Genomic DNA, 15,173 nt, shown 5'->3' with positions numbered 1-15,173 from the left:
TCCTCCTTTAACTCGCCAATTCGGTAGGCTTGATTTGCGCAGGTTTTGGCCAGTACCAGGTCGAAACATCCGGCACTTGCTGGACGATCGTCAGGCAATCCTGAGGACAAACCTTGGAGCATAGCTGGCATCCAGTACACACATCCTGGACTACGGTATGAATTTGTTTCGACGCACCGACAATGGCATCAAACGGACAAGCCTTATAACAGCGGGTGCATCCTGAACACATTGCTTCATCTATCTGAGCAACCCACTGAATATCTGCTTCATCCATTTCAAGGGAAACGCCTAGCATCTCAGCGATTGCACCCGATAACGCCGCTCCCCCCGGTGGACATGATGTTGGGTTAAGTTCCCCTCTAACCATCGCCTCAGCGGCCTGTCGACATCCGGCTTCCCCGCATTGACCGCATTGACCGCCGGGCATTAACGCCTCAATCTTGTCCACCAGAGGGTTACTTTCAACACTGAATACTTTTGCTGCATAGCCAAGCGCTGCCCCTAGAAACGCGCCAAGCAAAATGAAAAAGATAACTGAAATCAAAACGAACCTCCTTTTACACCATTCCAGAAAAGCCCATAAAGGCCATAGAAAGAAGCCCGGCAGTAATAAAGGCTATTGGCGAACCCTGTAATGCAGCTGGAACACGATTAATGCTTAATTGATTACGAAGTCCTGCAAACAAAACAATGACTACCGTAAACCCAATAGCAGAGCCCACACTGAACATCAGAGTATGGATAAAGGACAAACCATCCTGTATCGCCAGTAGTGCGACACCAAGAACCGCACAGTTAGTGGTAATTAGAGGAAGAAAAACTCCTAAGGATTGGTACAGTGATGGATCGTGTTTTTTGACATAAAGCTCTGTGAGCTGAACAACCGCAGCAATTACCAGAATAAACGCAATAATGCGCATAAACTCCATTCCCAACGGAACGAGAAAAAAGGTATCAATTAACCAGGTTGTGATTGATGCCAGAGTCAACACAAAGGTCGTGGCTATTCCCATTCCAAGCGCACTTCCAATTTTCCCTGACACTCCCATAAACGGGCAAAGGCCCAAAAACTTAGCCAGCACAACGTTGTTTACGAATGCCGCACTTAATAAAATCAGTATTCCTTCTGACATGTTTTTCATCCTTGAACAGTGCAGATAGCTACATAACTGCACAAGGTATGCCACTGAGAATTCGTTGCACCAAAGCGGGGCGAGAATGGCATAAACGCTGATAAAATAAGGCGCTTTAACGGTTCAATACGGCGTGTATTGGCCTTGTAATAAACCGGACAATCTCTATTTGATTGTCATGAATTGTCTTAAATCAAACAAAATTCAATTTTGTAACCCTACTTAAACCTCATTTTTTATATGGAATAATTCGTGCATATGCCTGTTTATGTGTATCGAACAAGGAAGAAAGATATGGAGCAAACGGATGGCTTAGTATCGAAAGAGTCAAGATACAGTTTCGGTTCAGGAGCGTATGAGCAGATACTGCTTAATGCACCTGTTGCAATCAGCATTACAGATGCGCAAGGGAACATTTTATTAGTAAATCAAAGCTTCTTAGACATTACCGGCTACATGGAGCAAGAGCTGATCGGAAAAAACAGCTCGATCCTTTCTTATAAAATGACACCAAAAAGCGTGTATAAAAACCTTTGGGAGACAATATCTTCAGGACAACTATGGCAGGGTCGCCTGATAAACCGACGTAAGAATGGATCTTTTTACGTCGCCGAAATTTCAATCTCACGCATAGAGAATGAATCAGGTAAACACTTTTATTACGCCATACAGAAAGACATTACTGAGACCCACAGACTCCAGACCCATCAAAAAAATCAGTCTGCTCTATTTCAAGCGGTTCTGAATTCCGCCCCAATAGCGATGGCTTTGATAGATAAAAATAGTCAGGTTCTGTTTAGTAATCAAAGGTGCGAGGTTCTGGAAAAGCAGCTTGAAACCTCTCCTTTAACCTTACTTGTGAAAAACCTAAAAGAAGATTATGACTGCGACTCGATAGAGGATTTCTTAGGGGAAAAAACACATCGTTCGAAAAACATACATATCGATGAAAGAGAAGCTAGTGGTGAAAAGTGGTTTGATTTTTCTTTGGTAAAAATACCGGTCACCGATACGAAAGCAGAAGCCTATTTTCAGAAGAGTGACGAGTACTATACCCTCATAGGCGTTCAGGACCGCACCAAAGAAAAACTCTTTATGGAAGAGAGGCGCTTAAACACCATTACCTTAATGACAAACGACAACAAGTTTGTTCATTCTATGCAAGAAGTGATGATGGCAACTCTGCATCAGCTTCAGGGCCCGCTCAACATGATTGATTCGGCGGTGACTATTCTAAAACAAAGCAACCATTCATGCCCTGGTTTACAGGCGATGGATGAAGCCATGCTGAACGCTAATCAAGCACTAGAACAGGTTCAGGATGCAATACCAGAGAGAACACATGAATCTGCGCAGCCAGTAAATCTGAACCAAACCGTTCGGGATGTAATTTCAATTTCTACCAACGAGTTACTCAACCGTTCCACCAGAATCGAATTACATCTCGATCCGACATTACGTTCAATTAACGGTAAACCACACCGACTACTGTTGGCAATTAAGCAGTTAATCGATAACTCTCTGGACGCCATCCACTGTTCCCACAACCCAGACCGGGCAATTGTCGTATCAACACTCGATAAAGGTGACGAGACCATTGTCTGCATCGAAGACAGCGGAAACGGTATCAGCGACGATATACGAATTAAGATGTTTCAACCTTTCTTCAGCACCAAACCTAAAGCTCATATTGGATGCAGAGGGGTTGGCCTAGCTATTGTCAATCAGGTTCTGAATGAGCACGCAGCGATGTTTGAAGTGGGCAACAGTGAGAAGTTAGGCGGCGCGAGTATCCAGCTCATCTTTCCTAAAATAACAGAATAAAGGCGGTGACTATGACGATCGAATATTCAATCGCTGAACTGGAAAGAAGGTTACTTGCAGCGATGTACCGTATAAGTAGCCAGCTCAATGTCAGTTTGAACTATGGAGAATCAGCTAAGCGTGTGCTTGAGATACTCCATGAAGAGTGCAATCTGTTATGTGGATTACTGACCATAAAAGACCACGAAAAAGAGACCATGTTGGTTAAATCATTCCATTCCCCGGATTACGAGAATGGAACAATGGATAAGCAAATCAGCTATAAAGCCGGTGAAGGTATTATTGGTGACCTGCTTAAGCAGGGCGATTCCATCGTGATTCGAAATTTGGGTGACGACATGCGCTTTACCGATAAGCTCGCCATCTACGATTACGATAAACCATTTATCTGCGTACCCCTGAAAAATGCCAACTCAGAAATCATTGGTGCATTATCGGCTCAGCCTAACTGTCAGTCAGATCAGGAAATCAGCATTCTTAGCCAGTTTCTGGAAATGGTCGCAAGCCTGATAGCAAAAAATGTCCAATTGGCTCATCAGGTTGAAAACAAGCAGAAACAACTGGTTCAAGAGAGAGATGGCTTAAAGCGTAAAGTCAGAAATAACTACAGCTTCGATAATTTGGTGGGTCACACTAAGGTTATGAGGCGTATTTTCGACCAGATTAGGCTTGTATCTCCCTGGGATTCAACCGTACTTCTACGAGGCGAGTCCGGTACTGGTAAGGAAGTGATAGCAAACGCAATACATTATAACTCTCCCAGAGCAAACTTCCCTTTCGTAAAACTAAATTGTGCTGCTCTGCCTGATAATCTTCTTGAATCTGAACTTTTTGGTCATGAAAAAGGCGCATTTACAGGCGCGGTTAAGCAGCGAAAAGGTCGTTTCGAAATGGCGCATAAAGGCACCATCTTTCTCGATGAGATTGGTGAAACCAGCCCGGCGTTTCAGGCTAAGTTATTACGCGTTCTCCAGGAGCAAGAGTTTGAGCGAGTTGGTGGCACCGATACCATTTCAGTAGACGTTAGGGTAATCGCAGCAACAAACCGAAATCTCGAGGCCGAAGTCTCTTCTGAGCAGTTTAGAGAAGACCTCTATTACCGGCTGAACGTGATGCCAATGTATCTTCCTGCTTTAAGAGAACGTCTTGGTGATATTCCTGAGCTCGCTGACTTTATGATGAAAAAGCTGGGCAAAAAGCAGCATCGAAAACTGTCTATATCCGAATCTGCTATTCGCTACTTAATGGAATACTCCTGGCCAGGTAACGTTAGGGAGTTGGAAAACACCCTAGAGAGGGCTTCTATAATGAGCGAGTCAGGAACCATTACACCGGATCTAATCTCCTTCCCACAGTTTGATTTCTCTCCTCCGGTAAGGAGCGCAATCAAGCCAACTTCTACCGTTGCAGAACCGATTTCAAAAGAGCAAAAAATAGCCGATGAACGTCAGACGGTAATAGATGCTCTCGAGCAGTCAGGATGGGTGAAAGCCAAAGCAGCAAGGTTGCTCAATATGACCCCAAGACAGATAGCTTATCGTATTCAAATAATGAATATTGAGATGAAGCAAATCTGACACAAGCACCAGAGCGACAATTGTTACATTTATGACAATTGTCGCTCCCTCGCATCAGCACACACAATTAACTTATTGTTTTTATTGATACAAAACCTGGGAACAGCTATTGCAACAATACCTCTAAAATCCCTTATGGAAGAGGTAATCAATGGACAAGTCACTGAATGAGACAAGAACCGAGTCTATGGATGGCGGTAAAGTTACTCATTTTTTTCGCAAAGAAGTTAGGGATAAGATAGAAAAACACCCTTGCTATTCGAAGGATGCTAGTAAGTATGCTCGCATGCATTTACCCGTTGCGCCTGCTTGTAATATCCAATGTAACTATTGCAACCGCAAATATGACTGTAGCAACGAATCCAGACCAGGTGTTGTTTCGAAATTATCAGACCCACATGGTGCTCTTAGACAATTTCAGGCGGTAACCAAAAGAACCGACGCTTTATCTGTTGTCGGAATCGCAGGTCCCGGAGATGCATTAGCCAACCCCCAAAGTACCTTCGCGACGCTAAAGCTAATCCGGGAAGAAAACCCGGATGTACAACTTTGCATTTCCACCAACGGCCTGGCTCTCGCGGAACATATTGATAATCTGATTGAAGTTGGGGTGAATCACTTAACCATTACTATCAACTGTATCGACCCCGAGGTAGGCAAAAACATCTATCCCTGGATCTTTTTCAATCACCAAAGATATCGCGGTGTTGAGGCAGCAAAGATATTGATTAAGCGTCAGTTAGAAGGATTAAAGCTGGCATCTGAAGCCGGTATGCTGGTGAAAGTGAACACCGTATTAATTCCGGGAGTAAATGACTTTCATATTTCAGCGGTATCAGAAAAAGTCCGAAGCCTGGGCGCTATGCTGCACAATGTTATGCCACTTATTTCGGAGCCAGAACATGGAACCTTTTATGGACTGACGGGGCAACGAGGTCCCACAGACGATGAAATAGAGCTAGCAAGAAAAGATTCCGGAAGCTTTATGCCTCAGATGACGCATTGCCAACAATGTCGGGCAGATGCTGTAGGTACACTTGGAGGAGGATGCTCCTCTGGCGCAGAGACTGAATCTAACGACCAGGCCGCTATCTACCGCGTCGCAGTAGCTGCCACAAGCGACTCGCACGGAGACATCATTAATACTCACTTCGGATACGCTGAACAATTCGAAATTTACGAATTTGTTCATTCGACACAGAGTTTTAAGCATGTCGAGTCGCGAATTGCATCAAGGTATTGCTCCGGAGCTAGCGAATGTGGAGATGACGAGTCGTATAAGCAGACACTTATCGACGCAATTTCCGATGTAGATGAATTACTATGCTCCAGAATTGGTATCACGCCCTGGCGAGAGCTAGAGAAACAAGGCGTCACACCCAACATAGATTTTGCCTATGCCAGCGTTAATCAGGCACTTGAAACCATCGCGATGGGTTTAGACACGAGTATAGCGGAGGCTGAAAATGACGTATTCAATTACTGATAAGTGTACGGGATGTCACGCGTGTAAATCGGTATGCCCTAACAACGCGATATATAAAATCGAAACCACATCTAAAGATAGGTTTGAGATACACAGCAAGCGTTGTAATGGTTGTGTTGAGCAGTTCGACCACCCGCAATGTGCGAGTATCTGCCCAATAGAAGAGGCAATCTTAAATGAGAAGCAGATACCTGTTAACCCGAAAGGAAGCTTGACGGGTATTCCTATCGCTTAGCGATATCTGCCTTGACTACATACGTAAAATAAACCGGACGACCGTATCTATAACCCTGCGTTTTATATTGCCATCCATACATTCTGATGACGCCACCCTGACATAGGGTGAATACAATCACGTGGATTTTTTCACTAGTAATGGAAGTAAATATGAAAACGCAGTTGGCGACCATTAGTTCTGCCGTTTTATTGCTGGCAGGCTGCAATAGTGGCTCTGACAATAATAAAACCGCATCAGTATCATTCTATGTATCCGACGCTCCCGTAGAAGAAGCAGAGGAAGTAGTAGTAGCTTTTGATGCTCTGGAATTAATACACGAGAGCGGTCAACGATATCAGTTAAACGTTGTTGATACCGATGAGAGTCAAGATTATCAGCAGATAGATTTACTTGAATATCAAGGAAGCGATTCAAAGTTAATACTGTCAGATGAGCCTATTCTAACAGGTACGTATCGTGAGTTAATTGTTCACATTAAGCCAGAGTCTTATCTGAACTGGGTAACGAATAATGGAGTGCATGATCTGAAGGTGCCAAGTAATAAGTTAAAACTAGGAGGTTTTGAAGTAACAACAGACTCGGTTCAATCATTTACAATAGAATTCGACTTGCGCAAGTCTCTTGTATTACGAGGTAATGATTGGAATAACAATGGTTATAACCTGAAACCACACGGGGTTAAAATCGTAGATAATCGTTCTGCAGCATCTCTTCGAGGTAATATTGAACCCTCGTTATTCTATCAGGGAAGTTCATGTTCTGAGGATGGTGGTAACGTAGTTTACCTATATCAGGGACACGGCCACAATGGCAATACTCTGATTGATAACTTTGATCCAACTGATGCTGATTACGATGACAATATTGAACTCCCAGAGAACTACGTCGAACCATATGCGTCAGTCGAGGCAGAAGAAAACGGCGACTACCAATTTGGATTTATACCTGCTGGAAATTACACCGTAGCCTTTACTTGTAGTGCTTATGAAGATGACCCGGTTCAGTATGACCAAATCGAGATTGCAAACCCTAGTGATCAGGTTTCAGAAGTTATCCTTGAGCCAACAAAAGAGCATAATCTAGACTTTCCGGTTGTTCCTTAATAAAAAAATAGAGTTTTTCTAGGGATTCCCCTTTCTGCTTGTTGTTCGGCAACATATTAAATAGTTCGATAAACAGCCCATGAGTTTCCTGACATAACCTGATTTATTCAGGTATGCATTGGGCTGTTATCAATTAACCGGAAACTCGATGATAAATTGGGTACCGGATTTACCATCACTTTCTACTCTGATAGTCCCGCCCTGCATCTCTATTAATCCTTTAGAAATACTAAGTCCCAGCCCCATCTTGCCTGACTTCCCACTTCTGGATGAATCTGATCGGTAAAAGCGGTCAAAGACAAACAGTAAATCATCGGGGTGAATACCACACCCAGTATCGCTTACCTTGATGGTCAGATAGCTTTCGTTGCAGTATGAAGAGAGTTCTATTTTGCCGCCTTCTGGAACATAACGTACCGCATTACTTATAAGATTTCCTAAAACCTGCACCATCCGTTCTTCATCTAACTGAGGTTGGGGCATCGCCGCCGAACAATTAAAGTTCAGCGTAATCTGTTTTTTTTGGCACATCAGCTGATGCATACGGGTAACTCTTTCTAGAAGAGACGATATCTCCGTCGGCGAGGTGTAAATAGAAAGCGTTTTGGCATCGGTTTTGGCTAGCAGGCTCATATCTTTTAGAAGCCTCTGAACATGTTCAAGCTCGTCTGCTATCGTATTCACCCGCTCTTGATTGAGTTCAAGACTTCCGTCTTGAGCCATCTCTATATATCCAGAAATAACTTGAACAGGAGTACCAAGATCATGAGCTATATCTGCAGTTAACTGACGTCTTTGTTTATCCGCATTAGAAAGATCTTTGCTCATTTTGTTAAAGGTATTAGAGAGATCACCGAACTCATCATCACTGTGAGTTGAAACTTCCTGACGAAGATCTCCAGAAGCTATAGCCGCGCTAGCTTTGGTCAAAGACTCGATAGGCTTTAAGGCACGTTTAGCAATTATAACCCCTAGAATAAGAGAGAGCAGAATACTAACAGCAACGGAGATGAGTAGGACATCCAGCGTATTTTCTAAAAATAACTGAAGTTGTGAGCTTAGGTTTATCCCTGTAGCTTCCGGGGGATAACCCAGGCTATAACTTCTCCTCGATACCTTACAGGACGTGCTCTGGAAAGATACGCTTCAGAAAGAATATCTCCGGGCTGAAACTCGAGGTATTTTAATAACGCTCGCCGATCTGCGGTCACTATGCCCGCTTTTTTCTCTCGTCCGCTACTCCTTTCGGCTCGCTTATTATCAGGAATTGGAGGATGAAGTGATTTAAAGTACTCAGGAAAACCTTCCCAACTTTTCTCCGCTGCATACCAGTGGCGAACTTCCTGGATCATTTCTTTCGTCAAATAGTCCTGAGCTAACTTCTCTACACGTTGTGCAGACGTAAAATAGGTAAGTACGTAAATAGTAAGTGCAGTCAGCACACTTATTAAGAGATAAGTCGCTATAAGTTTGTTACGTACCGGAACTCTCACTGATGTATCGTCCTTAATCTATATCCAACACCAAAAACCGACTCAATCTCAACGTGTCCTTTGAGCCGAAGTTCAAGTTTATTTCTAAGATTTCGGATATGAATCTTCAGCGTCGACTCGGAACCACTATACCCCTCTTCAATAAGATGACTGCATATTTCGGCCTTATTAACCGTATGCTCTACTGACTTCATCAAGAAACTTAGTAACGCAAGTTCAGCCAATGTCAGATCAACCGGATTTAATTCATCATCGATCCAAAGTTCATTGGTCACAGTGCTTAGCGAAAGGTTTCCAACCCTAAGGAGTGGGTCTGTCAAAAGTTGTCGGGTGGTTCTTTTCAAAACCGCCTGAACACGCACGATCAGTTCGCTCATCTTGAATGGTTTGCTGATATAGTCATCCGCTCCCAGCTCAAAACCTTTAACGATATCTTGTTCTTGTTGCTTTGCTGTGATCATGATAACCGGCAAGTCGCTTGTTTTTCGCAGCTCGCTAATAAACTCATAGCCATTCATCTGCGGCATCATGACATCAAGAAGTATCAGGTTTGGAGTATGTTTCTTCAAAACTAATTGTGCGTCACGCCCGTTGGAAGCACACAGAGCATTATACCCTCTACTGATAAGTACTTCCGAAAGCAGTGTTTGTACATTGAGTTTGTCGTCAACGATAAGGATCGTTTGAGTCATTGTTATTCTCTACAAGTAACTGGCTCCGTCCAGTATATACCTGCTGAGAGTTAAAAGGTTTAGATATCGTTTAGAACTAGAAAAATTAACTATATCCTTCTCGCTCCTCGCGCTTGTAGGCTGGAGCGAGCTAGGGTGCTTATTACCTTTATCCAGGTTGCTTTGGTGTTAAGTGAACTTGTTTTTAATGTGGAGAACAGCGCTTACAATAAGTGATACAGTGGAAACAGCAAATAACACATACATGTTTAAAATCCATGCACATGTAGCGGTTAGAAACGCAATAAATGAAAACATTCTGCTGAATGACATTACATGGCCAAGCTTTCTATTTTTCATAACGCCTCCCAATCTGACGGGTAGATACATCAGTGATTTTATATCACATGCTGATTGTCTCCTTTCCTTGTCGAAACCACCTAAATAACCAGCTAAATAGTTATCAAGAAAGATAAAATATTGAACCCGTAGGCAAATTTTAAACTAGCTAGACTCAAGTTTTTTGATCATCAAATCCCAATCGCCCCCATGGATCGAATTAGGATATTCCACCACAGGCAACGAATGCACTTTTTCATAGCCTAGTTTCAGATATAGATTTTTTGCCGCTACATTTTCAGAGGCTACGATGAGACTCATTGATCTCGCCTTAAAGGACTTAGCTTTGGATTCAGCTTCTATCATTAACTGATGAGCGACTCCCCGCCCCCGAAACTCTTCCTTTGTGGCAATTGCATTTATGTACCAACTTCCCGGTACTTTCTCTTCCAACAAAACCAGAGGCCTTACAACATCAGGAAATTCTTCAATGTTATCTATGATATATGGATCATCCAGCTGATAAGAAATAATCATTCCCGCTACAGAATCCTGTAGTTTTATCACCCTTGCGTTCTTATAGCTAAATCCGCCCTCCTCTCTTGCAGCTCGTCGTTTGCCTACATCGAAAGGAGATTCTGAGTCTTCGACCATACCTGACCAGAGATATTCAGGTATACCTTCTCCCGCCAAATTGATCAAATATGCCAGGTCTGCAGCATCTTCTTTAATCGCGTCTACTATTTTCATAACAGAGCTCCGTTCCGATTTAATGTGTAGCATAGGAATTTTACTCGCTGGAAAGAGAGTCAATATGATTAATCATAAGCTGCAGCGCTACTTCAAAAAGCAACTCTGCAACTTATCTACACTAAACAAGAATAACGTCGTTACGCATACTGTAGAGTACAAATAAAACTTCTTCCTGTTCGCGTTGAGCTACACCATTTTTCTGCATCGCTTCCAGCGCATCATCTAGCACAGCCACAAACTCTATTGCTGAAATATTCATGCCCTTATGCACCGCCCTCATATCCTCACCTTTATACAGGTTTGGACCTCCAGTACCCGTAATAAAAAACTCCGATACGGTTTTTTTCAACTTATTGATATCTGAGTCAGCAAATCTATTGGCGATAGCACTGTTACTCAGGTGCAAGTCAACTATATCTGCCGAGATCTGCGTGATTTTTTCCGTTCCGCCAAGTCTTTCAAATAACGTCGCGCTCATAGCTCATATCCTTATCTACTTTTGTTGAGGTTTACTTCCAATCGGTACCATGATGTGTGCGTAAGGTGTCCCCTTCCACATAACATATGGGCCACCATTAAACGGGTCATCACTGATTCCCTCTAATAATTCAGAGGGAACAACTATCATCAAATGAGGCCCCTCTTTAACCCAAACGTCTCCATTATTAGGATCGGTTGCCGCCGGGTTGGAATTACTTACGTAAGCGTCACCTTGCATCATATAAGAGATGCCGATTCGGTCTGTTTCAAAAGGCTTCCCTTCCGCAGCCGACTTAAGTAACTTCTCCCACACTTCGTCGTTACACATTGGGTGGGTATCCCCAGGCATTACAGGTATACCAGGAACACAATGCCAATGAGGACTGCCCTCTCTTAGAACATTTCCATCAATATCTATAATGGTCGCTTTGCTACTCAAGTCATGATGTGCGGCACTTTCAGCTCGCTCTACCTTGCTCATCTCGGTTGTCGATGAACAACCAATCAGAACAAGTAACATGGTTCCGGTTAATACACGAAGCGAATTCATAGCTCCTCCGTTTGCTTAGTGAATGAACAATAGTAAACATAGTTACTGCTGATAGTTTTATTAATGAGATTTTAATGAGAATCGCTTCTGCAAACGTTTATCTAAACTATTATCAATAACAGTATTAATAGTCAGGTTACTGTTATGAATGGATTCATAGAAAACTCGAGAGCACCTGAACTAAAATTTCTTGAGCAGGTGCTAAGCGAAGAAGGTCCGGATATTGTGGGGCTTTATGGCATTGCTGGTGTTGGAAAAAGTACTCTGGTGCGCCATTTTGAAACGATTCATAAAGAAGTTTGCATCACTATAGACTGCCAAACCGTCGAGCCGACACCAATAGCATTTATCCGAAAATTGAATTCGTTATTAAATTCAGAAGGCGAAGATCTGGCATTGATTAAAAGCACCATCAATCCAGGCACTATTCTCATCCTTGATCAATTTGAATCATTCGGTTTAATCGAGACATGGTTAAGAAAAGAGTTCCTGCCGAAAATGTCTGGAACGCTCAAGTTGCTTCTGTCAGGAAGGTTGCACCCGGACAATCAATGGATCATAGATCCACCAGCTAACTCTAAGTACTGCCCTCTTAAACTTGAATGCCTGCCGTTTACTTTTGCCATCGATTTTCTTGAAACCCAGGGGCTTTCTAAAGTTCAGGCCATGGGTGTTAATCAGTTCGCTCATGGTCATCCTGTTGCCCTAAAACTCGCTAGCGCGGCCATGTTGGAACAACCAGAAAGAAATTTACACCAGATCCCTTCAAACGCTGTGATTAACACTCTGGTGCAGTTCTTTGTGGATGACATTAAACAACCAGAGTTACGTGATGCGTTAGAAGCCGCGTCTATCGTTCGCCGGGTCAGCGAGTCGGTGTTAAGCGCGATGCTGAAAGCTGACTCCCGAACAGGAAAAGCCCTGTATTCAGGATTAGAAAAAATGGAGCTAGTTGAGGCTAGGGAAGACGGACTTGTCTTACATGAAGTACTAAGAACAGTACTATCTTCCAATCTGAAAGCACGTTCTCCAGAAAGATATGCCATATACCGCAAGCGTGCGACCCAAATCTTGCTGGAAGAAGTGAAACACGCGTCTGCTGGTCAATTATGGCGTTATACCGCGGATATATTATATCTGGTTGATAACAGCGTGATCAGAAGTGCTTTTTCCCACCAGACGACTTCAGAGAATACAGTGTGCTTCCCGCTCAGGATGAAGATAAACCGGAAGTGATGAGAATTATTGCCTCACATGAACCACACTCTACTCTTGATACTTATTCACACTGGTGGGACAGACAGCTTAACACTTTTCATTGTGTTAAGGATCAAAGCAATAAAACGGTTGGATTTTATTGTCTGATAAAGCCCTCTGACGTATCTGATCAGCTACTGAATGCTGACCCCGTTACCGCTGACTGGTTAGAGGACATTTCCTCCAATAACGAGAAAAACTCTCCTACAGAACAAAATTTATTTATCCGTCGGTGGTTATCTCAGAAGGAAGGAGAAGGCTTATGTGGTATTCAGGCTGCGTGTTGGCTGGACATCAAGAGAAATTACCTCGAAATGCGGCCAAATCTTAGAAAGGTCTATCTGACTTTAAATAACCTGAAGCCTTACGCATCGATAGCTACAGAACTTGGCTTTCAGGTCCTGGAAAAAGTAACCGAAATTGACGATACCCAGTACTTCTCTGCGGTACTGGACATGGGGCCAAACTCCGTAGATGGTTGGGTTTCCACCCGGCTACTTCAGGAAATCGAGCACAAATCAGAGCACAACATATTCCCAACCTGGTTTGATTCTAAGGCACGACAGCTATGTGTTAATAAAGATCGTGTAGACCTGACACCACTGGAGTTCGAGACGCTCGATCTATTGATAAAAAACGAAGGAGCTGCCGTTTCAAGAAAGACACTTCTTAAAGATGTATGGGGAATAGAGTACGAAGGCTCCAGCAATGTTGTCGATACTATTGTTCTCTCTCTTAGAAAAAAGCTACAAGAAAAATCAACCGTCATTCAATCCGTCAGAGGCACTGGCTACAGATATGAGGGCGAGAGCTGAAGGAAGTTGCTCTCATTTGGTAGGCGATTTGTTTATCCGAAACAAGTTGTCTCACTTTTAATCCATAGAAGGTAAGTAAATTATGTCCAGATATTACATCGATTGCAGAGATTATCCGGGTGATGTGAAGTGTTCAGTGGCTTTGGCTGCAGACTCTAAGGAAGAGTTGCTTCAAGCCGTTGTAGAACATGGATGCAAGGTACATGGTTATGAAGATACACCAGAATTTCGTGAAAATATCATGAAGGAGTTTAAAGAAGGTACTCCACCTGTTTAATTCCATTCCGATGTTCCGACGATGTCTAAGCCCTGCGACGTCATAGGGCTTAGATAGCAGCCACTCTATGCGAAACTAGCAAATCGCTACCGCTTTTATCTGACACCACAGCTCCATTCCGATTTGTATGCCGAGTTGACTCAGGGAGCGCTCAGTAATCACTGATAGTAAAGATTGTCCATTACTCAGCGTTATTACCAATATTTTTTCTCCACCATGTACCGAGTCTTCAATTTTGCATAGTTTTCCTTTTACCACATTCAAAATCGAAGTCTGTGCTGGTTTCGTAAGACATATACTCACGTCGGAAGCGAGAATTCTGCATCTTACATAGTCACCGATTTGGCCTTGTATCTCGGGAACATAGAAGTAAAGCCGTCTCCCCACTTCTAACTGTGTGAGATGATCAGGAGAAACATCGCTGATAATCGTGTCGAATATAGCGCCGGTCTCATGATTAAATATTCGACTATAGGCAGGATCAGACATCACTTCCACAGCCCCTCCTGACGTTAAAATGTTTCCCTGATAAAACAGCACTATATGGTCTGCCAGGCGTGCCAATTCTTCCACAGAATGAGTGACGTAGATAATTGGGATAGAGAGCTTCTTGTGGAGCTTCTCCAGATAGGGAAGGATTTCTGCTTTTCTGGCACTATCTAAAGCTGCTAGAGGTTCATCCATAAGGAGCATTTTAGGTGAAGTAAGTAGCGCTCTGGCAATCGCAACTCTTTGCATCTCTCCTCCTGAAAGCTTTTCAGGTGATCGTTCCAGAAGGTGAGTAATGCCCAATAACTCGCATACATCCCTCAACTTTAAAACCCTGCGTTCTTCAGCTACTCGCTTAAAACCGTACTCTAAATTCTTACGGACAGATAAATGAGGAAATAGCCCCGCTTCCTGAAATACGTAGCCAATGTCTCTTTGGTACGTTGGTACAAAAAAATCGTTCGCACTATCTTGCCAGGTGGTCTCACCAACCGAGAAATAACCACTACTCAACTTTTCCAATCCAGCCATGGCTCTTAAACAAGTGGTTTTTCCAGAACCAGAATGCCCGAACAATACAGTGACTCCTGTACTAGGCAGCGTAAGATCCGCCTTAAGGGAAAAATTTTCAAACTCGATATTAAATCGAGCAACGATATTCACTTCCTGGTTCATATCAGACATC

The 15,173-nt window shown here is 43.1% G+C and carries 17 protein-coding genes; 8 read left to right on the top strand and 9 right to left on the bottom strand.

From position 1 onward, the window contains the following. Positions 1–7: 7 nt before the first annotated feature. Positions 8–547, bottom strand: a complete 540-nt coding sequence (locus P7F88_RS02585) for an RnfABCDGE type electron transport complex subunit B (protein ID WP_277821790.1) — start codon at positions 545–547, stop codon at positions 8–10. A 13-nt stretch (positions 548–560) separates the two neighbouring features. Beyond that, positions 561–1,136, bottom strand: coding sequence for an electron transport complex subunit RsxA (gene rsxA, locus P7F88_RS02580; RefSeq protein ID WP_277821789.1), 576 nt, complete (start codon positions 1,134–1,136; stop codon positions 561–563). A 294-nt stretch (positions 1,137–1,430) separates the two neighbouring features. Here rsxA and nifL point away from each other — a divergent pair, with 294 nt between their 5' ends. The 5 genes from nifL to P7F88_RS02555 all read left to right on the top strand — a co-directional run bounded on the left by nifL (position 1,431) and on the right by P7F88_RS02555 (position 7,364). After that, entirely contained in the window at positions 1,431–2,960 is a 1,530-nt protein-coding gene (gene nifL / locus P7F88_RS02575; RefSeq protein ID WP_277821788.1) for a nitrogen fixation negative regulator NifL, read from the top strand. A gap of 11 nt (positions 2,961–2,971) precedes the next feature. Then, a complete protein-coding gene (gene nifA / locus P7F88_RS02570) occupies positions 2,972–4,537 on the top strand; it encodes a nif-specific transcriptional activator NifA (protein ID WP_277821787.1) in 1,566 nt (521 codons plus the stop codon). A 151-nt stretch (positions 4,538–4,688) separates the two neighbouring features. Continuing rightward, positions 4,689–6,023 carry a nitrogenase cofactor biosynthesis protein NifB gene (gene nifB, locus P7F88_RS02565; RefSeq protein WP_277821786.1) on the top strand — a complete coding sequence of 445 codons (1,335 nt, stop codon included), beginning with the start codon at positions 4,689–4,691 and terminating at the stop codon, positions 6,021–6,023. Next, positions 6,004–6,258 carry a 4Fe-4S binding protein gene (locus tag P7F88_RS02560; RefSeq protein ID WP_277821785.1) on the top strand — a complete coding sequence of 85 codons (255 nt, stop codon included), beginning with the start codon at positions 6,004–6,006 and terminating at the stop codon, positions 6,256–6,258. Before nifB ends, P7F88_RS02560 begins: the two co-directional genes overlap by 20 nt. Before the next feature lie 152 nt (positions 6,259–6,410). Further along, positions 6,411–7,364 (top strand): DUF4382 domain-containing protein, encoded by a 954-nt coding sequence (locus P7F88_RS02555; protein ID WP_277821784.1) that lies wholly within the window; start codon positions 6,411–6,413, stop codon positions 7,362–7,364. A 129-nt stretch (positions 7,365–7,493) separates the two neighbouring features. Here the strand turns inward: P7F88_RS02555 and P7F88_RS02550 are convergent, their stop codons facing one another. The 6 genes from P7F88_RS02550 to P7F88_RS02525 all read right to left on the bottom strand — a co-directional run bounded on the left by P7F88_RS02550 (position 7,494) and on the right by P7F88_RS02525 (position 11,650). After that, a complete protein-coding gene (locus P7F88_RS02550) occupies positions 7,494–8,327 on the bottom strand; it encodes a HAMP domain-containing sensor histidine kinase (protein ID WP_277824518.1) in 834 nt (277 codons plus the stop codon). A gap of 101 nt (positions 8,328–8,428) precedes the next feature. Then, entirely contained in the window at positions 8,429–8,857 is a 429-nt protein-coding gene (locus P7F88_RS02545) for a hypothetical protein (RefSeq protein WP_277821783.1), read from the bottom strand. Further along, positions 8,854–9,549, bottom strand: coding sequence for a response regulator transcription factor (locus P7F88_RS02540; RefSeq protein WP_277821782.1), 696 nt, complete (start codon positions 9,547–9,549; stop codon positions 8,854–8,856). The genes P7F88_RS02545 and P7F88_RS02540 overlap by 4 nt, the downstream gene beginning before the upstream one ends. Before the next feature lie 483 nt (positions 9,550–10,032). Further along, positions 10,033–10,617 (bottom strand): GNAT family N-acetyltransferase, encoded by a 585-nt coding sequence (locus P7F88_RS02535; RefSeq protein ID WP_277821781.1) that lies wholly within the window; start codon positions 10,615–10,617, stop codon positions 10,033–10,035. Positions 10,618–10,738: 121 nt separating this feature from the next. Beyond that, positions 10,739–11,098 (bottom strand): group I truncated hemoglobin, encoded by a 360-nt coding sequence (locus P7F88_RS02530; RefSeq protein ID WP_277821780.1) that lies wholly within the window; start codon positions 11,096–11,098, stop codon positions 10,739–10,741. 15 nt (positions 11,099–11,113) lie between these two features. Further along, the gene (locus tag P7F88_RS02525; RefSeq protein WP_277821779.1) at positions 11,114–11,650 is read right to left on the bottom strand and encodes a hypothetical protein; all 537 of its coding nucleotides are present in this window, start codon (positions 11,648–11,650) and stop codon (positions 11,114–11,116) included. Positions 11,651–11,794: 144 nt separating this feature from the next. Between P7F88_RS02525 and P7F88_RS02520 the strand changes: the two genes are divergently transcribed. The 3 genes from P7F88_RS02520 (at position 11,795) to P7F88_RS02510 (ending at position 13,999) form a co-directional block, all read left to right on the top strand. Continuing rightward, complete coding sequence (locus P7F88_RS02520; protein ID WP_277821778.1) at positions 11,795–12,886, top strand: ATP-binding protein; 1,092 nt, start codon at positions 11,795–11,797, stop codon at positions 12,884–12,886. Then, the gene (locus P7F88_RS02515; RefSeq protein WP_277821777.1) at positions 12,850–13,722 is read left to right on the top strand and encodes a winged helix-turn-helix domain-containing protein; all 873 of its coding nucleotides are present in this window, start codon (positions 12,850–12,852) and stop codon (positions 13,720–13,722) included. The genes P7F88_RS02520 and P7F88_RS02515 overlap by 37 nt, the downstream gene beginning before the upstream one ends. Positions 13,723–13,804: 82 nt before the next feature. Then, on the top strand, positions 13,805–13,999 hold the full coding sequence (locus tag P7F88_RS02510) for a DUF1059 domain-containing protein (RefSeq protein WP_277821776.1): 195 nt from the start codon (positions 13,805–13,807) through the stop codon (positions 13,997–13,999). Positions 14,000–14,074: 75 nt separating this feature from the next. On the opposite strand, the gene modC is transcribed toward P7F88_RS02510, so the two are convergent. Continuing rightward, on the bottom strand, positions 14,075–15,172 hold the full coding sequence (gene modC / locus P7F88_RS02505; RefSeq protein ID WP_277821775.1) for a molybdenum ABC transporter ATP-binding protein: 1,098 nt from the start codon (positions 15,170–15,172) through the stop codon (positions 14,075–14,077). Between the last annotated feature and the right edge of the window lies 1 nt (position 15,173).

The organism is Vibrio hannami (assembly GCF_029589055.1).
GTDB classification, from domain to species: Bacteria; Pseudomonadota; Gammaproteobacteria; order Enterobacterales; family Vibrionaceae; genus Vibrio; species Vibrio hannami.
The sequence above is the reverse complement of the archived record's forward strand: the minus strand, read 5'-3'. Positions and strand labels throughout refer to the sequence as shown.